Origin of the sequence: Rhodococcus sp. NPDC079359 (assembly GCF_040702585.1) — a bacterium.
Classification (GTDB): Bacteria; Actinomycetota; Actinomycetes; order Mycobacteriales; family Mycobacteriaceae; genus Rhodococcoides.
This window is the reverse complement of sequence record NZ_JBFBLH010000021.1, coordinates 10346-31606: the sequence shown is the minus strand read 5'-3', so window position 1 is coordinate 31606 and position 21261 is coordinate 10346. Positions and strand designations below refer to the sequence as shown.

Below are 21261 nucleotides of genomic sequence, written 5' to 3'. Positions count from 1 at the left end.
GTCGAATCGACGGAGCGGGCCGGTGGTGTGTGCGGTTCTCTAGGCTTCCGGCTCGAACGGCTGCAGCGCCGAGAGTTCACCCGGTAGTGCGTCCGCGTGCACGACGCCGAGTCGCTGAGTCGCTCGGGTCAGCGCCACGTACAGGTCGTTCATGCCCTTGACCGAATCCGCCACGATGGCACGGGGTTCGACGATCAGCACCGAGTCGAATTCCAGTCCCTTGGCGTCCTTGACCGTCGATACGGTGACCAGTTCCGATGCCAGATGGCGGAATCGGTCGACGTGGCCTGCGGGAACCAGCACTGCACTCAGGCCTGGGCGAGGGTGCTCGGCCACTCGCTTCTCGACCGCGGTGATCAGATCGTCCGGTGCCACCCGTTGGGCCCACGGTCGTGTCCCGGTGCTGCGGATGGACCGCGGCTCGGACTGCTCGGGATCGATGGCAGCCAACACGTCGTGTGCCACCGCCATGATCTCGGACGGTGTTCGGTAGTTCACCGTCAGCTCGGTTCGCTTCCAGCGCTTGGCCACATACGGTTCGAGAACCGAACCCCACGAGGAGGTACCGGCGGGATCACCGGTCTGCGCCGTATCGCCCACCAGTGTCATCCACCGATTCGGTATGCGCCGCATGACCATTCGCCACGCCATCGCAGAGAGTTCCTGCGCTTCGTCGACGATCACGTGCCCGTAGGTCCAGGTTCGGTCACCGGCGGCCCGTTCGGCCGTCGTGAGTCGTTGACCCGAATTCTGCCGTCGCGCAAGCTGATCGGCATCGATGAGGTCGTAGGCCATCAGGATCTCCGGATCGAGTTCGTCCTCGAGATCCTGAGGTGCCGAACCGGTCAGGATGTCCAGGGCACCCTGGGCGTCGGCGATCTGGCCGCGCCACTGACGTTGTGCCTGTTCACGTTCGGCCGCATCGTCGACGCCGAGTAGCTCGGCGAGTTCGTCGAGCAGGGGAGCGTCGGCCGAGGAGAACCCGTGGCCTCGGCGGACGAGGGCTTCGCGCTCCATCTCGTCCAGTGCAGGCGCGGCCGAGGCGATTTTCTCGGGCGAGGCGAACAGGTCGCGAAGAACCTGCTGGGGAGACAGATCCGGCCACAGTTCGTCGACGGCGGCCATGACGTCTTGGTCCTCGCGCATCTCGTCGCGCATGTCCGCGATGTCGTCGGCGCTGAGCAGGCTGGACCCGTCGACGAGGTTCTGCCCGAGTTTCGCTGCCAATTGGTTGGCCAACTGGTCGATGACCGAGGACACGAACAGCGGACGAGCGAGGTTGTGCGGTCGCCGGGACGAGCGGGCACGACCGCGAGCCCTGGTGACGATCTTGCGATCGAGCGTGATGTCGTAGGTGTCGAACTTCAGCCGACGGGGTTGCGCGGGAACTTCCTGACGGTCGCGAACCGCTTGCGTCAGCACCTCCACCATCGACAGTCTGCCCTTGACCTCGGTCGCGACGGCCGAGTCCTCGCGTTGCGCACGGACTCCCGGGTAGAGGTCGCCGATCGTGGACAGCAGCACTCCCGTCTCGCCGAGTGACGGCAGCACCTGACCGATGTAGTCGAGGAACGTGGCGTTGGGTCCGATGATCAGCACGCCGCTCTTACCGAGCTGCTGACGGTAGGTGTAGAGCAGATAGGCGGCACGGTGCAGCGCGACGGCAGTCTTGCCGGTGCCCGGTCCGCCCTGAACCACCAACACACTGCGATGCTGCGATCGGATGATCGCGTCCTGCTCGCTCTGGATCGTCTCGACGATGTCGTTCATCTGACCGGTACGTGCGGCATCGAGCGCCGAGAGCAGCGCGCCTTCGCTCGCGACGCCGCCTGCCACGGCCGCATCGTTCGACGATCGGGCGGAGTTCAGGTCGAGGAATTCGTCGGCGATCGATGTCACTCGCCGGCCGCGGGTACGAATGTGTCTGCGCCGCAACACGTTTTCGGGTGCGGCGGGCGTCGCCAGGTAGAACGGCCGGGCCATCGGTGCTCGCCAGTCGAGCAGCAGTGTCTCGTAGTCGTTCTTGTCGTCGAGAATCCCGACGCGGCCGATGTATCGCTCGGGCCGGTCGTCGACCTTGGGGTCGAGGGTCTCGGGATCGAGGTCGATGCGCCCGAAGCACAGTCCGTTCTCGGCGGCGTCGTACTTGGCGATGTCCTCGGTGTACATCTGGTTGAACGATTCCCGTTCGCTGCGGGCCTGCGGGGTGCCGCCGGTCTCCAACAGCACCGCGCGCAGTCGGTTCGCGGCATACTCGCGTAACGCGTCGAGCTGCGTGTACAGCCGCGTCAGATGCGCCTGCTCGAAGTCTTCTTCGAGCGGCACCACGGAGTCGCTCGATGTGTGGCCGTCGTCCGGCAAAGGGTCTCCTCGGGAGTTCGGCCGAGGCGAGGATATCGCCTCGAAATCAGCCAGAGCAGTCTACGCCGCACAACGGCCCTGCCGCAGAACCGCTGGTTCCGGGGCAGGGCCGTCTACGCGAACGTCGCTGTGTGGCTGTCTGCGAAAAATTACTTCGCGTACTGCTGCAGCTTCTTGTCCAAGTTCTTCTGAGCCTTGGCAACTCGCTTCTCGAGCTTGGCGCGAGCCTGCTCGGTCACCTTCTCGAGTTCCTTGCTCTGCTTCTCGGCGCGCTTGCGAGCGCGCTTGCTCAGCGTGTCGACGCGATCGGACGCCAGATCGGCCCACGTGACTCCGCGCTTCTGCGCCTCATCGGCGAGGACGGACCCCTTCTCGGCCGCCAGATCGGCGAGCTTGGACGCGCGCTTCTGCGCGACATCGGCCAATTCGCCGCGACGGTCAGCAGCGACGTCGACGAGCTTGGAGCCACGCTTCTGTGCGAGCTCCGCGAGGTCGGTCCCGCGATGGGCTGCCTTGTCGGCGAGCTTGGAGCCGCGCTTCTGCGCTTCTTCGGCCAGGTCGCTGCCGCGGTCGGCGGCCAGTTCGGCCAGCTTGGATCCACGCTTCTGTGCTTCCTCGGCGAGCACCGAACCCTTGTCGGCGGCCACGTGAGCCCAGCGGTTCAGTGCCGGCTGAGCTACGTCGGCCAGCTCCGAGCCCTTCTCGGTAGCGATATCGGCGAGCTTGGCCAACTTGGGCTGGGCGGCGTCGGCGAACTTGGCCAGCTTCGGCTGTGCAGCCTCGGCCAGATCGGCGCTGCGGCTCGCGGCGACGGCTGCGATTTCCTTGACGCGCTCACCGGTCTCGTGGGTGGAGTGACCCGGCAGGGCCGAGACGACGGTCTCCTGCGCTCGGCGTGCTGCCCGCTTGCTACGCCATGCGACGGACGGCTTGCCCTCGGTGTCGACGGCTGCGATGAGCAGTCCGCCGAGCAGGCTCAGGTTCTTGAAGAAGTGGATACGCTGCGCAGCCTTGGTCTCCGGGTCGGTCTCGTTCCAGAAGGCGTGTCCGGCGAGCGTCGTCGGTACGAGACTTCCGGCGAGAGCCAGCGAGGCGATGCGCGGTGCCTTGCCGGTGGCCAGCAGAATGCCGCCCGCGACCTGGATTCCACCGTTGATACGGACCAGCGTCTCCGGGTCGTTCGGCACGTTCGCGGTGACCTCGTTGGGGAGGACGTCCTTGCCCTGCTCGATCAACGGGGTGGCGGCCTGGGCCTTGCCGGTGGGATTACGGAGTGCGTCGACGCCCCCTGCGATGAAAATCGTAGACATCAGCGGACGGGCGATACGGCGGACCAGCATTGACAGCCTCCTGCGTAGTTTCTCGTGTCATCGGCGGTGGAACCATGGACGGCACGGCGGTCCGAAAACCTACCGCTGTGCGTCCTTTTGTCACACTATTCATACCCCGTGGTTCGCGGTCTCAAGCACGCCGATCGTTACCAACCCCTGGCGCGCCATTCGTCCAGGTGAGGGCGCTCGGCACCGAGCGTCGTGTCCTTTCCGTGGCCCGGGTAGACAACGGTCTCGTCGTCGAAGCGGTCGAACAGCTTCGCTGTCACGTCGTCGAGCAGACGGGTGAAATCCTCGGGGCTGCCCGTCTTGCCGACGCCACCGGGAAAGAGAGAATCTCCGGTGAAGAGGTGGGTGCGCTTTCCGTCGGCATCGGTCAGTGCGAGTGCGATGGAGCCGGGAGTGTGTCCGGTCAGGTGCACCACATCGAACGTGAGCTCTCCCACCGACACGGTGTCCCGATCGGCGAGCAGGCGGTCGGGAGCCACCGGCAGGGGGCCGGCATCGAGTTCGTGCGCTGCGGTCGGCGAGTCCGTACCGCCGGCGATGTCGGCCAGCGCCTGCCAGTGGTCGGCGTGCTGGTGAGTCGTCACGATGAGTGAGAGCGTCGGCGCGTTCCGGTCGATGAGCAACGAGATTCGGTCGGCCTCGTTGGCGGCGTCGATCAGCACCGAGTGACCTGTTGCGGAACAGACGACAAGGTAGGTGTTGTTGTCCATGGGGCCGACCGACATCTTCGTGATCGTCGCTCCGGGAATCGTTCGCCGCTGCGGCTGCGATCCCTGAGAGACGACGCCGGTGTAGTTGTCATCGATGACCATGAGGTGCTCGTCCATTTCCAGGACGCTACCGTCGTCGACGGCATGATGGGCGTCGGGGTCGCGCAGCTGGAAAAGTGTGTCGGTGCCTGGATCTACCATTGCTACTGCGTGAGGTTCGTCCCTCACCACAACAGGTTTTCGACGTGGGGTCCACGGTTACACGACGTGTGACCGGTGCGTCGGCATCACACGTCATCACGCGACTCGAAGGTCGTGCAGTGCTGCGCCCCGCAGCAACTCGGCTTGACGTGCTCGTTCGGAAAGAAGGGAACACAGTGGCGGATCGCCTGATAGTGCGAGGTGCACGGGAGCACAACCTGCGGGGAGTCGACATCGACCTGCCGCGGGATGCGCTGATCGTGTTCACGGGTCTGTCCGGATCGGGCAAATCCTCACTCGCCTTCGACACGATCTTCGCCGAAGGACAGCGTCGCTACGTGGAGTCGCTGTCCGCATACGCGCGGCAGTTCCTCGGCCAGATGGACAAGCCGGACGTCGATTTCATCGAGGGCCTCTCGCCTGCGGTCTCCATCGATCAGAAATCGACCAACCGCAACCCGCGATCGACCGTGGGCACCATCACCGAGGTCTACGACTACCTCCGGCTGTTGTACGCGCGTGCAGGAACGGCTCACTGCCCGGTGTGCGGCGAGCAGATCGCCAAGCAGACTCCGCAGCAGATCGTCGATCAGGTGCTGGACATGGAGGAGGGCCTGAAGTTCCAGGTTCTCGCCCCGGTGGTTCGTACCCGCAAGGGTGAGTTCGTCGACCTGTTCGACTCGTTGAACACTCAGGGCTACTCGCGTGTTCGCGTCGACGGCGTCGTACATCAGCTCACGAGTCCGCCGGTGCTCAAGAAGCAGGAGAAGCACGACATCGAGGTCGTCGTCGACCGCCTCACCGTCAAGTCGAGCTCGAAGCAGCGTCTGACCGACTCGGTGGAAACCGCCCTTCGGCTGGCCGACGGCATCGTGGTGCTCGATTTCGTCGACCGTGACGAGAATGCGTCGGACCGTGAGCGCCGGTTCTCCGAGAAGCTCGCCTGCCCCAACGGACACCCGTTGTCCATCGACGATCTCGAACCGCGGTCGTTCTCCTTCAACTCGCCGTACGGTGCGTGCCCGGACTGCGTCGGACTCGGCGTGCGCAAGGAGGTCGATCCTGAGCTGGTCGTTCCCGACGGGGATCTCAGCCTCGCCGACGGTGCCATCGCACCGTGGTCGATGGGCCAGACGTCGGAGTACTTCGGCCGCCTGCTCTCCGGGCTCGCCGACGCCATGGGATTCGACCTGAACGCGCCGTGGAACAAGTTGCCCGCCAAGGTCAAGCGCGCAGTCCTCGAGGGCAGCGATCACCAGGTGCACGTGAAGTACAAGAATCGCTACGGCCGCACGCGGTCGTACTACGCCGAGTTCGAGGGTGTGATGCCGTTCCTGCACCGCCGGTTGGAGCAGACCGAGTCCGAGCAGATGAAGGAACGCTACGACGGCTACATGCGCGACGTGCCGTGTCCCACCTGCAACGGGGCGCGGCTGCGGCCGGAGATCCTGTCGGTCACGATCGCGGCGGGCGACTTCGGCCCTAAGTCGATCGCCGAGGTGTGCGAATTGTCGATCGCCGACACCGCGAATTTCCTGAACAGCCTCACTCTCGGTCGCCGCGAGGAAGCAATCGCCGGGCAGGTCCTCAAGGAGGTGCAGGCGCGCCTCGGCTTCCTGCTGGACGTCGGTCTGGAATACCTGTCACTGGCCAGGACCGCCGGCTCGCTGTCCGGCGGCGAGGCGCAGCGTATCCGCCTCGCGACCCAGATCGGATCGGGGCTCGTCGGTGTTCTGTACGTCCTCGACGAGCCGTCGATCGGACTGCATCAGCGCGACAACCGTCGGCTCATCGACACGTTGACGCGGTTGCGCGACCTCGGAAACACCCTCATCGTCGTCGAGCACGACGAGGACACCATCCGTACCTCCGACTGGATCGTCGACATCGGTCCGTTGGCGGGTGAGCACGGCGGACGCGTCGTGCACAGCGGTTCGTACGAGGACCTGCTGACCAACGAGGAATCGCTGACCGGTGCGTACCTGTCCGGACGGATGGAGATTCCGCTGCCCGACACCCGTCGTGTCGTGGACAAGAAGCGTCAGGTCACCGTGGTCGGTGCCCGCGAGCACAATCTCCGTGGCATCGACGTCAGTTTCCCGCTCGGTGTGCTGACCTCGGTCACCGGGGTGTCGGGTTCGGGTAAGTCCACTCTCGTCAACGACATTCTCGCGACGGTGATGGCCAACAAGCTCAACGGAGCCCGTCAGGTTCCCGGTCGGCACACGCGAATCAACGGCCTGGATCAGCTCGACAAGCTGGTGCGGGTGGATCAGTCGCCGATCGGACGCACACCGCGCTCGAACGCGGCCACGTACACCGGTGTGTTCGACAAGATCCGCACGCTGTTCGCGGCGACCACCGAGGCCAAGGTGCGCGGCTATCAGCCCGGTCGGTTCTCGTTCAACGTCAAGGGCGGCCGGTGCGAGGCATGCTCGGGAGACGGCACACTCAAGATCGAGATGAACTTCCTGCCGGACGTCTACGTTCCGTGCGAGATCTGTGAGGGTGCGCGATACAACCGCGAGACACTCGAAGTCCATTACAAGGGCAAGACCATCGCCGAGGTCCTGGACATGCCGATCGAGGAGGCTGCCGACTTCTTCGAGGCCATCACCTCGATCCACCGCTACCTCAAGACACTCGTCGAGGTCGGTCTCGGGTACGTCCGACTCGGCCAACCGGCAACGACGTTGTCCGGCGGCGAGGCGCAACGCGTCAAGCTGGCAGCGGAACTGCAGAAGCGGTCCACAGGCCGCACGGTCTACATTCTCGACGAACCGACCACCGGCCTGCACTTCGAGGACATTCGCAAGCTGCTCGGCGTCGTGAACGGCTTGGTGGACAAGGGCAACACGGTGATCGTGATCGAGCACAATCTCGACGTCATCAAGGTCTCGGACTGGGTCATCGACATGGGCCCCGAAGGTGGCTCGGGCGGCGGAACGGTTGTGGCGCAGGGTGATCCGGAGGCAGTGGCGGCGGTCTCGGAAAGCTACACCGGCAAGTTCCTGCAGGAGGCGCTCACCCGGGAGTCGGTCGTCGCCCCGCCGGTGAAGGCGGCTGCGAAGAAGCGTAGGCCTCGCAAGGTCGCCGCCGTCCGATAAGCGCTGCAGTCAGCTGGCACCGTCCGATTCGGACCCCGTGAACGCACGAAGCCGCATCCGTCAACTACCGGATGCGGCTTCGTGCGTCGGTCTCGACTTGGCTGGTGTTCTGCTCAGTGCACCGGACCGGTGTACTTCTCGCCGGGGCCCTTTCCCGGCTCGTCCGGATGGGCCGACGCTTCCCGGAATGCGCGCTGCAGTGCCTGCAGGCCGTCGCGGATGGGTCCGGCATGGGGGCCGAGGTACTCCACCGACGCGGTGACCAGGCCGGCCAAGGCGGTGATGACGCGGCGGGCCTCGTCGAGGTCGAGGTAGGGGCTCTCCGCGGGATCCGGCTCGGACAGTCCCAACTTCTCGGCTGCGGAACTCATCAGCATCACCGCAGCGCGGCTGATGACCTCGACCGCGGGGACTTCGGCGAGTTCACGGACTTCGGGCTCGGTGCCGACGGGGTCGGCACCCGCGGGATCGCCATCGGCGGGAGTGGGGGCGCTGGTCATGCCTACGAGAATCCCACGCCGCCCGCAGCGGGGAGAATCGGGTGCCGACGCTGTCGGGGGCGATCGGGCTCGATTGTCGGTTTCTCGAATCGGCTGGTAGTGTGACTCGATGACCGTCTTCGGCGTGCGCTCCTCGATGGAGTTCACCGCACGGAGGCAGCAAGTGGAGCCCGACTCCCACCGGCACGTAGCCTTCAACAAGCTACTTCCCGGTCCGGTCGCACGAAGGAAGTCCTCATCGGCCTCCTGCGTGCTTCCTCCCAGTGAGGAGACTGTACGACGACAGTTGTCGTGCGGGTCGACCGGTCGACATCGGGCCCTGCTATCGGATCACACCGAGAGCAGGGTTTTTTCGTTGCAGCGGTTCACATCGCTGCGGTGAATGTCGAGGATCGACGGCGACGGGCTGTGCCAGTGGCAGGCGGTCGGGTTACACACCACACCGCACTACCTAGGAGGCCCCATCAGCACTGAGACCCGCATCAACGATCGCATCCGAGTTCCCGAGGTCCGGCTTGTCGGACCGGGTGGTGAACAGGTGGGGATCGTGCGTGTTGAAGATGCACTCCGCTTGGCTCTCGAAGCCGACCTCGATCTTGTAGAAGTAGCTCCCGACGCACGTCCGCCGGTCTGCAAGATCATGGACTACGGGAAGTTCAAGTACGAGGCTGCGCAGAAGGCGCGCGAATCGCGCAAGAACCAGACGCTCACCGTCATCAAGGAACAGAAGCTCCGCCCCAAGATCGACGCGCACGACTACGAGACCAAGAAGCGCAACGTCGTTCGCTTCCTCGAAGCCGGCTCGAAGGTCAAGGTCACCATCATGTTCCGCGGTCGTGAGCAGTCGCGTCCCGAACTCGGCTTCCGTCTGCTGCAGCGCCTGGGCGCGGACGTCGCGGAGCTCGGCTTCGTGGAGACCTCGGCCAAGCAGGACGGCCGCAACATGACGATGGTGTTGGCACCGCACAAGGGTGCCAAGACTCGCGTCAAGGCGCAGGAGAGCGCAGCGGCTCCGCCCGCCCAGCGCGCACCGGCCCCCGCGCCGGAACAGCCCGCCGACGCAGCCCCGGCTGCCGAGGCACCGGCCGCAGCAGCTCCGGCTACTCCGGCGCAGACCAACTGAGCCTCGCGCTCTACCAGTAAGACAGCCCTACACCTGCTTCGGTGCACAGAATTTCCGTTGCGATGTGCGGCTGTGCCATGCAACACCGAAGAGCTATTACAGAAGAAGAGGATTTCATGCCCAAGCAGAAGACCCACAGTGGTGCCAAGAAGCGATTCAAGGTGTCCGGCAGCGGCAAGATCCTGCGCCAGAAGGCCGGCCGTCGCCACCTGCTCGAGCACAAGCCCACCAAGGTGACTCGTCGCCTCGATGGTGTCGCCGTTGTCAAGAAGGCCGACGTGCCGCGGATCAAGCGCCTGCTCGGCATCTGATTCGGCCCGCCGCCGACTGATTTCGGTCGGCTTCATCCCATTACCATTCGGGGTTTCACACACCCCCAGATCGACAGGATTCACCAGTGGCACGCGTAAAAAGGGCCGTCAACGCCCAGAAGAAGCGCCGTTCGATTCTCGAAGCGTCCAAGGGCTACCGCGGACAGCGCTCACGTCTGTACACCAAGGCCAAGGAGCAGCAGCTCCACTCGCTGACCTATGCGTACCGGGACCGCCGCGCGCGCAAGGGTGACTTCCGCAAGCTGTGGATCACGCGTATCAACGCTGCAGCTCGCGCCAACGACATCACGTACAACCGCTTCGTCCAGGGCCTCAAGGCCGCGGGCGTCGAGGTCGACCGCAAGATCCTCGCCGAGCTCGCTGTGTCGGATGCTGCGGCGTTCGCAAGCCTGGTCGCCATCGCCAAGGCCGCACTGCCTGCCGATGTCAACGCTCCGGCCGGAGAAGCAGCCTGAGCGAGTCGACGTACGACGACTCAACACCGAAACGGCCCGTGGATTCGCTGACCGAGCGAACTCCGCGGGTCGTTTCGGCCGTCAAGCTCGCTCGAGCCGCGGAACGCAAGAAGACCGGGCTCTTTCTGGCCGAAGGCTTCAACGCGGTGTCCGAGGCGGCCCGGTCCCGGTTGGTTCGTGAGCTGTTCTTCACCGCGGATGCTCTCGAGCGCCACCATGACCTCATCATGTCCATCGAGGCGGGTGGCGCACGAGTTCATCCGATCACCGACCGTGCTGCGAAAGCCTTGTCCGACACGGTCACTCCGCAGGGTCTCATCGCGGTCACCGAGTTGGTCGACGTCCCGATCGGCCGTGCGTTGGCCGGAACACCGCGGCTGGTGGCCGTACCGGTGGAGACGGCCGAGCCGGGCAATGCCGGGACTGTGATTCGCGTCGCTGACGCGGCAGGAGCGGATTCGGTCGTTCTGCTGGGCGATTCGGTGGATCCCCACAACGGCAAATGCGTCCGCGCCTCGGCGGGCAGCGTGTTCCATCTGCCCATCGCTCGGGAGCGATCGATCGAGTCCGGAATCGACGCGTTGCGCAGGGCGGGTCTGACCATCGTCGCGACGGCCGCCGATGGCGAAGTGGACTTGGACGACGCGGACGAGCTGCTCACGCAGCCGACCGCGTGGTTGTTCGGCAACGAGGCACACGGGCTCTCGGAGTCCGTGACGCGCGACGCCGATCACCGCATTCGAATCCCTATCCACGGCCGCGCCGAGAGCCTCAACCTGGCGACCGCCGCGGCGATCTGCCTGTACGCGAGTGCCAGGGCGCAGCGACGCTCCGAAACCCCGTGAGCAGGTCTCGCCTAGGATCGATACCTGTCTGTTCTGAGCAGACACCGACTATTACTCGAGGAGTGCAGCTGTCGTGGCGAAGAAAGATGGCGGACCCGAGCCGGTAGATCCGTCCGTTCTCGAGGAGTCCGCGCTCGGATCCGCAGTGGACTCGGCCGAGCAGGCGTTCGCCGACGCGTCGGACCTCGATGCTCTGACCAAGGTCAAGATCGATCACGTGGGCGGCAAGGCTCCGTTGGCACTGGCGCAGCGCGCGCTCGGTGCGATCCCGGGGGACCAGAAGGCGGACGCGGGCAAACGCGTCAAGGCAGCGCGTGATCGAGTACAGAAGGCCTTCGACGAGCGACGCGCCGTGCTGTCGGCCGAGCGTGACGCCGCGATCCTGGTCGCGGAAACCATCGACGTGACACTGCCGACCGACCGAGCTCCCGTCGGTGCTCGGCACCCCATCACGATCATCGCCGAACAGGTTGCCGACGTGTTCGTCGGAATGGGCTGGGAGGTCGAAGAAGGCCCCGAGGTCGAGACCGAACATTTCAATTTCGACGCACTGAACTTCCTGCCCGACCACCCGGCACGCACGATGCAGGACACGTTCCACATCGCGCCGGAGGGTTCGCGTCAGGTTCTGCGCACTCATACCTCCCCGGTGCAGGTCCGGTCGATGCTCTCGCGTGAGGTTCCGATCTACGTCGTCTGCCCGGGACGGACGTTCCGCACGGACGAACTCGACACGACGCACACTCCGGTCTTCCATCAGGTCGAGGGTCTTGCGATCGACAAGGGCCTGACCATGGCGCACCTGCGCGGCACACTGGATGCGTTCGCGAAGGCGTTGTTCGGCAACGACACCCGTACACGCATGCGTCCCAACTACTTTCCGTTCACCGAGCCGTCGGCCGAGGTCGACGTGTGGTTCCCGAAGAAGAAGGGCGGGGCCGGTTGGGTCGAGTGGGGTGGCTGCGGAATGGTCAACCCGAAGGTGTTGCAGGCCAGTGGCATCGATCCCGAGGTCTACACCGGATTCGCGTTCGGAATGGGTCTCGAGCGGACGCTCCAGTTCCGCAACGACATCCCGGACATGCGCGACATCGTCGAGGGCGACATCAGGTTCACTTTGCCCTTCGGTGTTCAGGCCTGACGGACGTTCTTCACCCGCCCCACTTCTTCTCGGATACAAGAAAGAGCTGAGCACACGTGCGAGTCCCACAATCCTGGCTGACCGAGGTCCTGCACGCGGGGACGCCCGACTGGGCCGTCTCGCCCGAGGAGCTCGACGCCGGTTTCGTGCGGGTCGGGTTCGAGGTCGAGGAACTCGATTCGCTGGACAACGTGACCGGGCCACTCGTGGTCGGTCGGGTCAGTTCCATCGAGGAGCTGACCGAGTTCAAAAAACCGATTCGCTTCTGCCTGGTGGACGTCGGAGCAGCCGAGCCACAGGAAATCGTGTGCGGGGCCAGGAACTTCGCCGAGGGTGACCTGATCGTGGCCGCGCTGCCGGGCAGCGTCCTGCCCGGGGGATTCGCCATCGCGTCGCGCAAGACCTACGGCCGCAACTCCAACGGCATGATCTGCTCGACGCTCGAACTCGGGTTGGGTAAGGATCACTCCGGAATTCTGGTGCTGCCCGAGGGCACGGCTGCCCCGGGCGACGACGCCAAAGCCGTTCTCGGTCTGCTGGACTCGGTCATCGAGCTCAACGTGACCCCGGATCGCGGCTACGCCTTCTCGGTCCGCGGCCTCGCCCGCGAACTGGCCTGCAGTTTCGACCTTCCGTTCGTGGATCCGGCGCGCACGGTCCCCACCGAGGTCACCGGTGACGCCTGGTCGGTCACCGTCGAACCGAACTCCGGCGCATCGCGATTCGCGTTGCGCAAGATCGTCGGCATCGATCCGACGGCGACGACGCCCTGGTGGATGCAGCGTCGACTGCTGCTGGCAGGCGTACGCCCGATCTCGGCGGCCGTCGATGTCACCAACTACGTGCTCCACGAACTCGGCCAGCCGCTGCATGCATTCGACGCGGCCAAGCTCGACGGCGATCTGGTCGTCCGCCGCGCGAACGCGGGGGAGAAGCTGACCACACTCGACGGTGTCGAGCGTTCCCTCGATGCCGAGGACGTCGTCATCGCCGACGGCTCGGGAGCGATCTCGTTGGCCGGTGTCATGGGCGGTGCGTCCACCGAAGTCGACGACTCGACCACCGAGGTCGTGCTCGAAGCGGCATCGTTCGATCCGCTCGCGGTGTTCCGCACCGGTCGTCGCCACAAGCTCTCCAGCGAGGCCAGCAAGCGTTTCGAGCGGACCGTGGATTCGGCTCTGCCTGTCGCAGCACTCGATCGGGCCGCACAGTTGTTGGTCGAGATCGCCGGCGGCCGGATCGAGCCCGTGTTGACCGATATCGGCGAGGCAGCCGAATATCCCACGGTCACGATGGACTTCGACCTGCCGGACCGAATCGCCGGAGTGCAGTACCCCAACGGAACCGCTGCCCGACGGTTGACGCAGATCGGTTGCGGAGTCGAGGTATCGGTCGACGGCGACGGGCACGGCCAGCTCATCGTCACCCCGCCGTCCTGGCGACCGGATCTGGTGCAGCGCGCCGACCTGGTGGAAGAGGTGCTGCGGCTTGAAGGGCTCGAACAGATCCCGTCGGTACTGCCGTCGGCTCCGGGCGGTCGCGGCCTCACTGCCGAACAGAAGCGCAGGCGTGCCGTCGGCAAGGCACTCGCGTTCTCCGGTTACGTCGAGGTGTTGCCTCCGGTGTTCCTGCCCAAGGGCGTGTTCGACACGTGGGGTCTCGACGCGGACGACCCACGGCGCGCGACCACCTCGGTGCTCAATCCACTCGAGGCCGACCGTCCCGAGCTCGCGACCACTGTGCTTCCCGGTTTGCTCGAGATGCTGAGCCGGAACATCGCGCGCGGTCAGCGAGACGTCTCGCTGTTCGGCATTGCCCAGGTGGTGCTCCGCCACGACGCCACCGCAGCCGTGGACGCGTTGCCGGTCGACCGTCGTCCCACCGACGACCAGATCGCCATGCTTCGTGGTTCGTTGCCGGCGCAGCCGGTGCACGTGGGCATGGTGCTCACCGGTCAGCGTGAGTTGTCGGGTCCGTGGGGTGCCGGCCGCGCCGCAGAGGCCGCCGATGCGTTCGCTGCGGTACGTACGGTTGCCGAGGCGTCCGGAGTGCACGTCGATCTTCGGGCGGCGCAGCACCTTCCGTGGCATCCGGGTCGGTGCGCGGAGGTCCTGCTCGACGGTGAGGTCGTCGGATACGCGGGCGAGCTGCATCCGGCCGTGCTCGAGCGGGCGGGCCTGCCGCCGCGTACGTGTGCCGTCGAGTTGAGCCTGAGCGCTCTTCCCGTCGTCGAGTCGCTCCCTGCCCCAGAGGTGTCGCCGTATCCGGCGGTGCTGCAGGACGTGGCAGTGGTGGTCGACGCTTCCGTACCTGCGGCGTCGGTGGAAGCCGCGCTCACGATCGGCGGTGGCGACCTGCTCGAGTCGATTCGACTGTTCGACGTCTACGAGGGTGAACAGGTCGGCGAGGGTCGCAAGTCGCTGGCGTTCGCGCTGCGGTTCCGAGGTGCCGACGGCACCTTGACCGAGGATCAGGCAACGGCTGCCCGCGATGCGGCGGTCGACGCGGCATCGAAGGCCGTCGGCGCGCAGCTGCGCAGTTGAACCAGCGCAGTTGCGCAGTTGAATCAGCGCAGTTGTGCAGTTGAACCAGCGCAGTTGCGCAGTTGATCCGTGCACACCCGGGCTCGTCTGTCCGTAGCGTGGAGTCACGAGTACGACGGGTGACGGGAGCAGCGCATGAGTGAATTCGGAACAGACGGTGCGGCGACGGATCTTCAGGTGATCGAGGAGATCCTGGCTGCAGTGGCAGGTCGGTCCCGGTTGGCCCCGGTAGCGGCAGCCGCATCGGCGCTGGCGGCCGAGTTGCGCAATGCTGAACCCGAATCCACTGGACCCGATCGCGGCGCACCACCCGGGACGGTTCCCGATGTCGACGTTCCGCAGGTGACCAAGCCGCGGATCGACCAGCCGCTCGGTGATCCACCACCGGGGGCTCCGCTCGGCGGCACGGTACCGGGGATCATCGATGCGGAGCTGGTCGAGGACCAGCCCATCGGTAGCGGATACGGTGCCGGTGCGGTGCGCGCGCCGATCGGTGACTTCACCGATTCGGGGGTGCCGACGTGGGACGGTGTGCGCGACAAGGTCGAACAGCGATCGGGTACAGCCGTCGGCGCGGAGGAACTGGACCGAGAGTCCAGGGCGGGCCGTGACCTCGACGAGCAGTGGAACGAACGGCAGGACGCCGGCCGGAGGAAGCTCGACGAGATCCGCAAGTCCATGGGTGGACGCTGACACACCGGACCCGTTCATGAATGAGCTTGCATGATGCTGCATAATAAACCGCATGACTATTTCGGAGGCCACGCCGAGGCGCATCGCAGTGGCGGGCGCAAGTGGGTACGCCGGCGGTGAAATTCTTCGACTGCTGCTCGGGCACCCGGGAGTGCGCGACGGTTCGTTGGTCATCGGCACTCTGACCGCGGGCGGCAATGCCGGTGCGACGCTGGGTGAATTCCATCCCCATCTGTTGCCACTCGCAGACCGCGTTCTCGCCCCGACCACCGTCGACGAGCTCGCGGGTCACGACGTGGTGTTCCTGGGGCTCCCGCACGGCAAGTCCGCCGAACTCGCGCTGCAGCTGCCCGAGTCCGTGGTGATCATCGATTGCGGGGCCGACTTCCGCCTCACCGACGGTGCGGCGTGGGAGAAGTACTACAAGAGTCCGCACGCGGGCAGTTGGCCGTACGGCTTGCCGGAGTTGCCGGGCTGCCGTGAGCGATTGGTCGGTGCCACTCGCATCGCCGTCCCCGGTTGTTACCCGACGGTGTCGTCGCTCGCGCTCGCACCCGCTGTCGCCGCAGGCATCATCGAGCCCCGCGTCAATATCGTTGCTGTCAGCGGTACTTCGGGTGCAGGCCGAGCTCCGAAGGCAGATCTTCTCGGTTCGGAGGTGATGGGTTCGGTTCGGGCGTACGCGGTTGCGGGCGCACACCGCCACACTCCCGAGATCGTGCAGAACCTCTCGGCGCTCGCCGGTAGTGCTGTTGCGGTGTCCTTCACGCCGGTTCTCGCACCGATGCCCCGCGGAATCCTGGCCACCTGCACCGCGATCACCACCGCCACGCAGGCGCAGGCCGTCGAGGTCTACGAGAAGGCTTACGCGGCAGAGCCGTTCGTGCACGTGCTTCCAGCCGGTCGTCTTCCGCAGACCGGTTCGGTCATCGGGTCGAACGCCGTGCAGATGAGCGTGTCGGTCGATGCGGACGCCGGCTTGCTCGTCGTGATCGCGGCCATCGACAACTTGGCCAAGGGCACGGCGGGAGCTGCCGTCCAATCCATGAATCTTGCACTGGGAATCACCGAGACCGAGGGTCTCTCTACCGTAGGAGTAGCACCATGAGCAGCGTCGGGAGCCAGGCGGAGGCCGTCGGCATGATTGCGGGCAAGCTCGTGCGCACGCAGGGTGTCACCTGTCCTGCAGGTTTCCGCGCTGCCGGTATTCCGGCCGGAATCAAGGCGAGTGGCAAGTCCGATCTGGCCTTGGTGTTCAACGAGGGTCCCGATTTCGCTGCGGCGGGTGTGTTCACCCGCAACAAGGTCAAGGCTGCGCCGGTGTTGTGGTCGCAGCAGGTGCTCTCCACCGGACGGCTGCGCGCAGTCATCCTCAATTCCGGTGGTGCCAATGCCTGCACCGGTGCGCCGGGCTTTCAGGACTCGCACCGTACAGCCGAGGAGGTGGCGTCCGCACTGAGCAATTGGGGTTCCGAGACCGGAGCGATCGAGGTCGCCGTCTGCTCGACGGGTCTCATCGGTGACCGGCTCCCGATGGACAAGCTGCTGCCCGGTGTGACCGAGGTGGTGCACGAGCTCGCGGGCGGAATTTCGGGTGGTACCGATGCGGCGTACGCGATCATGACCACCGACACCGTGCCCAAGCAGGCAGCCGTTCATCATGCCGACAAATGGAACGTCGGCGGCATGGCCAAGGGTGCAGGCATGCTGGCACCGTCGTTGGCCACGATGCTCAGCGTCATCACCACCGATGCTGTCGCCACCGCGGACCAGCTGGACAAGGCACTGCGCGCGGCGACCCGGATGTCGTACGACCGGCTCGACGTCGACGGCGCGTCCTCGACCAACGACACCGTGCTGCTGCTCTCGTCCGGGGCCAGCGGAGTGGCACCGTCGCAGGAAGAACTCGACGCCGCGGTCCTGGCGGTGTGCGACGACTTGGCCGACCAGATGATGGCCGACGCGGAGGGCGTGACCAAGCGGGTGCGGATCACCGTGTCGGGCGCGATGAGCGAGGACGACGCCCTGATCGGCGTTCGCGCGGTCGCCAGGGACTCCCTGACCAAGACGGCCCTCTTCGGGTCCGATCCCAACTGGGGCCGTGTGCTCGCGGCAATCGGTATCGCCCCGATCGAGCTCGATCCGGATCGAATTGCCGTGTCCTTCAACGGAAATCCGGTGTGCATCGACGGCGTGGGAGCGCCGGGAGCTCGGGAGGTCGATCTGTCCGGTGTCGACATCTCGGTGACCATAGATCTCGGTCTCGGCGCAGGGTCTGCCACCATCCGAACCACCGATCTCTCGCACGCGTACGTCGAAGAGAATTCGGCGTACTCGTCATGACCTCGGCCGCACTGCAGTTGACGGCCGCGCAGAAGGCCTTCACGCTCGCCGAGGCTCTGCCCTGGCTGCAGCGATTCTCGGGCGAGGTCGTCGTCGTGAAGTACGGCGGAAATGCCATGATCGACGAGAATCTGAAGCGGGCGTTCGCGGCCGACATGGTGTTTCTGCGCACCGTCGGAATCCATCCGGTCGTCGTTCACGGCGGTGGGCCGCAGATCTCGGCCATGCTGACCAGACTCGGCCTGGCCGGTGAATTCCGCGGCGGATTCCGCGTCACCACCCCCGAGGTCATGGACGTCGCGCGGATGGTGCTGTTCGGTCAGGTCGGGCGCGAGCTCGTCGGCCTGATCAACGGTCACGGTCCGTATGCCGTCGGAATTTCCGGTGAGGATGCGCACCTGTTCACCGCGACGCGTCGCACCGTGCTGGTCGACGGCACCGAGACCGACATCGGTCTCGTCGGCGACGTCACGTCGGTTGATCCTGCCGCGGTCTTCGATCTCATTGCCGCAGGACGCATTCCGGTGGTGTCCACCATCGCGCCCGACCGCGACGGCGTCGTCCACAACATCAACGCCGACACTGCGGCAGCGGCGCTCGCCAGTGCCCTCGGTGCCGAGAAGATGGTGGTGCTCACCGATGTCGAAGGCCTGTACACGGATTGGCCCGATCGCAGCTCGTTGACCTCCGAGATCGACGCGTCCACGCTCGAGGCGTTGCTGCCCTCACTCGACGCCGGGATGGTGCCGAAGATGGAAGCGTGCCTGCGGGCGGTTCGAGCCGGCGTTCCGTCGGCTCATGTCATCGACGGTCGCGTCGAACATTCCGTGCTGGTGGAGCTGTTCACCGGTGAGGGAATCGGCACCATGGTCACCCCCGATCACTCTTCTACGTCAGGAGTCACGCCATGACCGGCACCGAGTCCACCCTCGATCTGCAACAGCGGTGGTCGAATTCGTTGATGGACAACTACGGTGTTCCGCGCGTGGCGCTCGTCCGCGGCGAGGGCGCGGTGGTGACCGACGCCGACGGAAAGCAGTATCTGGACCTGCTCGCGGGTATCGCCGTGAACATCCTCGGACATGCCCACCCGGCGGTGATCGAGGCGGTCACCACTCAGCTGTCCACCCTCGGGCACACTTCGAATCTGTATGCGACAGAACCCGGTATCGCGTTGGCCGAGCAATTGCTCGCGCAGCTCGGTGCCGGGGCCACCGGTCGGGTGTTCCTGTGCAACTCGGGAACCGAGGCCAACGAGGCGGCGTTCAAGATCGCTCGCCTGACCGGCCGTCCCAACATCGTGGCGGCGGAGAAGTCGTTTCACGGACGGACGATGGGCGCTCTCGCTCTGACCGGTCAGCCGGACAAGCGGATCCCGTTCGAGCCGATGCCTGCCGGCGTGCACCACGTTCCGTACGGCGATGTGGCCGCGCTGGAAGCTGCCGTCGATTCGGACACTGCCGCAGTGTTTCTCGAACCCATCATGGGTGAGGGAGGCGTGGTGGTTCCGCCGGAGGGATATCTACTCGCCGCCCGTGAGATCACCGCGAAGCACGGCGCACTGCTGGTCCTGGACGAGGTGCAGACCGGTATCGGCCGAACGGGCTGGTTCTACGCTCACCAGTCGGTCGGCATCGTGCCCGACGTCATCACGCTCGCCAAGGGTCTGGGCGGCGGCCTTCCCATCGGGGCCTGCATCGGCATCGGAGCGGCGGGGGAGTTGCTGCATCCGGGCAAGCACGGCACCACGTTCGGTGGTAACCCCGTATGCGCGGCGGCGGCTCTGGCCGTGCTGCGCACCATCGCCGACGAGGACCTGCTCTCGCACGCCGACAGCATCGGCAAGACCATCGCACACTCCATCGAGAATCTGGATCACCCTCTGGTGAGCCATGTTCGGGGTTCGGGCCTTCTCCTCGGTGTGGTCCTCACCGACGCCGTCGCACCGGCGGCCGAAGCCGCCGCGCGCGAGGCAGGCTTCCTCCTCAACGCGGCCCAGCCCGACGTGCTTCGGCTCGCACCACCGTTGATCATCACCGAAGAGCAAGCCGCGTCGTTCGTGACGGCGTTACCGGCAATTCTCGACGCAGCACAGGAGGCTCATCAGCCATGACCGTTCAGCATTTCCTCCGGGACGACGACATCACGCCCGCGCAGCAGGGTGAAATCCTCGCTCTGGCAGCCGAACTCAAGCGTGCTCCGTTCTCGAAGCGTCCGCTCGAGGGCCCCAAGGGAGTCGGCGTCATTTTCGAGAAGAACTCGACACGGACCCGCTTCTCGTTCGAGATGGGCATCGCGCAGTTGGGTGGTCATGCCGTGGTGGTGACGGGCCGCGACACCCAGTTGGGTCGCGAGGAGACGCTGCAGGACACGGGGCGGGTTCTCTCGCGCTATGTCGAGGCGGTCGTGTGGCGCACGTTCGGGCAGAAGCGGCTCGAGCAGATGGCGACCGGCGCAACGATTCCGATCGTCAACGCCCTCTCCAACGAGTTCCACCCGTGCCAGGTTCTGGCGGATCTGCAGACCCTGATCGAGCACAAGGGAAATCTGCAGGGGCGCACCTTGGCCTACTTCGGTGACGGTGCCAACAACATGGCGCACTCGCTGCTCATCGGCGGAGTGACGGCCGGGCTGAACGTGCGGATCGCTGCGCCCAAGGAATTTGCCCCGCTCGGTTACGTTCTCGACGCGGCGCATGCGCGTGCCGAGGAAACCGGGGCCACCATCACCATCACCGAGGACCCGGTCGAGGCCGCCGCCGGTGCCGACGCGCTCGTCACCGACACCTGGACGTCGATGGGCCAGGAGAACGACGGTCTCGATCGCGTCGCCCCGTTCCGGCCGTATCGAATCGATTCGGACCTGCTCTCGAAGGCCCAGTCGGACGCCGTCGTGCTGCACTGCCTACCTGCACATCGCGGCGAGGAGATCACCGACGAGGTGCTCGACGGTCCCCAGAGTGTTGTCTGGGACGAGGCCGAGAACCGCCTGCACGCGCAGAAGGCACTGCTGGTGTGGCTCCTCGAACAGGCCCGACGACCATGAGCGAGGACGTCACTGCGGTGCCGTTGACCGCGTCGACCCGCGCGGGCAGGCAGGCACGGATCATCGCGTTGCTGGCCACCCATCAGGTGCGCAGTCAACCGCAGCTGGCGTCGTTGCTCGCAGCCGAGGGGATCGACACCACTCAGGCCACTCTCTCGCGGGACCTCGAGGAACTGGGTGCCGTGAAACTGCGCGCGCCGGACGGTGGAGTGGGGGTGTACGTCGTGCCCGAGGACGGCAGCCCGGTCCGGGGAGTGTCCGGCGGCACCGACCGCCTCCTGAAGTTGCTGGGGGAGTTGTTGGTGTCCACCGACCACAGCGGGAACCAGGCCGTCCTCCGCACGCCACCGGGCGCGGCGCACTACCTGGCCAGCGCTCTGGATCGTGCTGCGATGCCGGAGATCGTCGGGACCATCGCCGGTGACGACACGATTCTGTTGATCGCCCGCGAGCCACATACCGGTGGCGAGGTCGCGGACAAGATCGAAAAGCTTGCTCGACGCGGTAACTGAGATCCGGTTA

At 65.7% G+C, this 21261-nt stretch carries 18 protein-coding genes; 14 read left to right on the top strand and 4 right to left on the bottom strand.

Translation table 11 applies throughout. The features are described 5' to 3' along the window. Nucleotides 1-39: 39 nt before the first annotated feature. From AB0362_RS26380 to AB0362_RS26370, 3 genes are all read right to left on the bottom strand, one after another. Nucleotides 40-2361: an ATP-binding domain-containing protein gene (locus AB0362_RS26380; protein ID WP_317784310.1), complete on the bottom strand. Its 2322-nt coding sequence runs from the start codon at nucleotides 2359-2361 to the stop codon at nucleotides 40-42. Between the two features lie 149 nt (nucleotides 2362-2510). After that, nucleotides 2511-3701: a DoxX family membrane protein gene (locus AB0362_RS26375; RefSeq protein ID WP_269593966.1), complete on the bottom strand. Its 1191-nt coding sequence runs from the start codon at nucleotides 3699-3701 to the stop codon at nucleotides 2511-2513. 137 nt (nucleotides 3702-3838) lie between these two features. Further along, nucleotides 3839-4528: an MBL fold metallo-hydrolase gene (locus tag AB0362_RS26370; protein ID WP_317784484.1), complete on the bottom strand. Its 690-nt coding sequence runs from the start codon at nucleotides 4526-4528 to the stop codon at nucleotides 3839-3841. 260 nt (nucleotides 4529-4788) lie between these two features. Here AB0362_RS26370 and uvrA point away from each other — a divergent pair, with 260 nt between their 5' ends. Further along, nucleotides 4789-7719, top strand: coding sequence for an excinuclease ABC subunit UvrA (gene uvrA / locus AB0362_RS26365; protein ID WP_317798160.1), 2931 nt, complete (start codon nucleotides 4789-4791; stop codon nucleotides 7717-7719). Nucleotides 7720-7832: 113 nt separating this feature from the next. On the opposite strand, the gene AB0362_RS26360 is transcribed toward uvrA, so the two are convergent. Next, the gene (locus AB0362_RS26360) at nucleotides 7833-8219 is read right to left on the bottom strand and encodes a DUF1844 domain-containing protein (protein WP_068050975.1); all 387 of its coding nucleotides are present in this window, start codon (nucleotides 8217-8219) and stop codon (nucleotides 7833-7835) included. A gap of 391 nt (nucleotides 8220-8610) precedes the next feature. On the opposite strand from AB0362_RS26360, the gene infC reads away from it, so the two are divergent. The 13 genes from infC (at nucleotide 8611) to AB0362_RS26295 (ending at nucleotide 21251) form a co-directional block, all read left to right on the top strand. After that, nucleotides 8611-9342: a translation initiation factor IF-3 gene (infC, locus tag AB0362_RS26355; RefSeq protein ID WP_170946008.1), complete on the top strand. Its 732-nt coding sequence runs from the start codon at nucleotides 8611-8613 to the stop codon at nucleotides 9340-9342. A 116-nt stretch (nucleotides 9343-9458) separates the two neighbouring features. Next, complete coding sequence (gene rpmI, locus AB0362_RS26350) at nucleotides 9459-9653, top strand: 50S ribosomal protein L35 (RefSeq protein WP_008715923.1); 195 nt, start codon at nucleotides 9459-9461, stop codon at nucleotides 9651-9653. An 86-nt stretch (nucleotides 9654-9739) separates the two neighbouring features. Next, nucleotides 9740-10129 carry a 50S ribosomal protein L20 gene (gene rplT, locus AB0362_RS26345; RefSeq protein WP_032378959.1) on the top strand — a complete coding sequence of 130 codons (390 nt, stop codon included), beginning with the start codon at nucleotides 9740-9742 and terminating at the stop codon, nucleotides 10127-10129. Nucleotides 10130-10167: 38 nt separating this feature from the next. Continuing rightward, entirely contained in the window at nucleotides 10168-10974 is an 807-nt protein-coding gene (locus AB0362_RS26340; RefSeq protein ID WP_317784308.1) for an RNA methyltransferase, read from the top strand. Nucleotides 10975-11047: 73 nt separating this feature from the next. Continuing rightward, complete coding sequence (gene pheS / locus AB0362_RS26335) at nucleotides 11048-12115, top strand: phenylalanine--tRNA ligase subunit alpha (RefSeq protein ID WP_068283211.1); 1068 nt, start codon at nucleotides 11048-11050, stop codon at nucleotides 12113-12115. A gap of 56 nt (nucleotides 12116-12171) precedes the next feature. Then, a complete protein-coding gene (gene pheT, locus AB0362_RS26330; RefSeq protein ID WP_366236299.1) occupies nucleotides 12172-14658 on the top strand; it encodes a phenylalanine--tRNA ligase subunit beta in 2487 nt (828 codons plus the stop codon). A 135-nt stretch (nucleotides 14659-14793) separates the two neighbouring features. Beyond that, on the top strand, nucleotides 14794-15351 hold the full coding sequence (locus AB0362_RS26325) for a hypothetical protein (RefSeq protein ID WP_317784306.1): 558 nt from the start codon (nucleotides 14794-14796) through the stop codon (nucleotides 15349-15351). A gap of 52 nt (nucleotides 15352-15403) precedes the next feature. Continuing rightward, a complete protein-coding gene (gene argC, locus AB0362_RS26320; RefSeq protein WP_149406077.1) occupies nucleotides 15404-16459 on the top strand; it encodes an N-acetyl-gamma-glutamyl-phosphate reductase in 1056 nt (351 codons plus the stop codon). A gap of 32 nt (nucleotides 16460-16491) precedes the next feature. Then, nucleotides 16492-17694 (top strand): bifunctional glutamate N-acetyltransferase/amino-acid acetyltransferase ArgJ, encoded by a 1203-nt coding sequence (gene argJ, locus AB0362_RS26315; RefSeq protein WP_366236300.1) that lies wholly within the window; start codon nucleotides 16492-16494, stop codon nucleotides 17692-17694. Beyond that, nucleotides 17691-18605, top strand: coding sequence for an acetylglutamate kinase (argB, locus tag AB0362_RS26310; RefSeq protein ID WP_366236298.1), 915 nt, complete (start codon nucleotides 17691-17693; stop codon nucleotides 18603-18605). Before argJ ends, argB begins: the two co-directional genes overlap by 4 nt. After that, nucleotides 18602-19807 carry an acetylornithine transaminase gene (locus tag AB0362_RS26305; RefSeq protein ID WP_269593973.1) on the top strand — a complete coding sequence of 402 codons (1206 nt, stop codon included), beginning with the start codon at nucleotides 18602-18604 and terminating at the stop codon, nucleotides 19805-19807. Before argB ends, AB0362_RS26305 begins: the two co-directional genes overlap by 4 nt. After that, nucleotides 19804-20739: an ornithine carbamoyltransferase gene (gene argF, locus AB0362_RS26300; protein WP_094640068.1), complete on the top strand. Its 936-nt coding sequence runs from the start codon at nucleotides 19804-19806 to the stop codon at nucleotides 20737-20739. The genes AB0362_RS26305 and argF overlap by 4 nt, the downstream gene beginning before the upstream one ends. Next, nucleotides 20736-21251 carry an arginine repressor gene (locus AB0362_RS26295; protein WP_037192611.1) on the top strand — a complete coding sequence of 172 codons (516 nt, stop codon included), beginning with the start codon at nucleotides 20736-20738 and terminating at the stop codon, nucleotides 21249-21251. Before argF ends, AB0362_RS26295 begins: the two co-directional genes overlap by 4 nt. Nucleotides 21252-21261: the final 10 nt, after the last annotated feature.

Bases quoted from the DNA above. Each gene is read 5' to 3' on its own strand.
- AB0362_RS26305 (WP_269593973.1), top strand. From the start codon at position 18,602: ATGACCGGCACCGAGTCCACCCTCGATCTGCAACAGCGGTGGTCGAAT.
- AB0362_RS26295 (WP_037192611.1), top strand. From the start codon at position 20,736: ATGAGCGAGGACGTCACTGCGGTGCCGTTGACCGCGTCGACCCGCGCG.
- argC (WP_149406077.1), top strand. From the start codon at position 15,404: ATGACTATTTCGGAGGCCACGCCGAGGCGCATCGCAGTGGCGGGCGCA.
- AB0362_RS26375 (WP_269593966.1), bottom strand. From the start codon at position 3,701: ATGCTGGTCCGCCGTATCGCCCGTCCGCTGATGTCTACGATTTTCATC.
- AB0362_RS26370 (WP_317784484.1), bottom strand. From the start codon at position 4,528: ATGGACGAGCACCTCATGGTCATCGATGACAACTACACCGGCGTCGTC.
- argB (WP_366236298.1), top strand. From the start codon at position 17,691: ATGACCTCGGCCGCACTGCAGTTGACGGCCGCGCAGAAGGCCTTCACG.
- argF (WP_094640068.1), top strand. From the start codon at position 19,804: ATGACCGTTCAGCATTTCCTCCGGGACGACGACATCACGCCCGCGCAG.
- AB0362_RS26325 (WP_317784306.1), top strand. From the start codon at position 14,794: ATGAGTGAATTCGGAACAGACGGTGCGGCGACGGATCTTCAGGTGATC.
- AB0362_RS26360 (WP_068050975.1), bottom strand. From the start codon at position 8,219: ATGACCAGCGCCCCCACTCCCGCCGATGGCGATCCCGCGGGTGCCGAC.
- argJ (WP_366236300.1), top strand. From the start codon at position 16,492: ATGATTGCGGGCAAGCTCGTGCGCACGCAGGGTGTCACCTGTCCTGCA.
- rpmI (WP_008715923.1), top strand. From the start codon at position 9,459: ATGCCCAAGCAGAAGACCCACAGTGGTGCCAAGAAGCGATTCAAGGTG.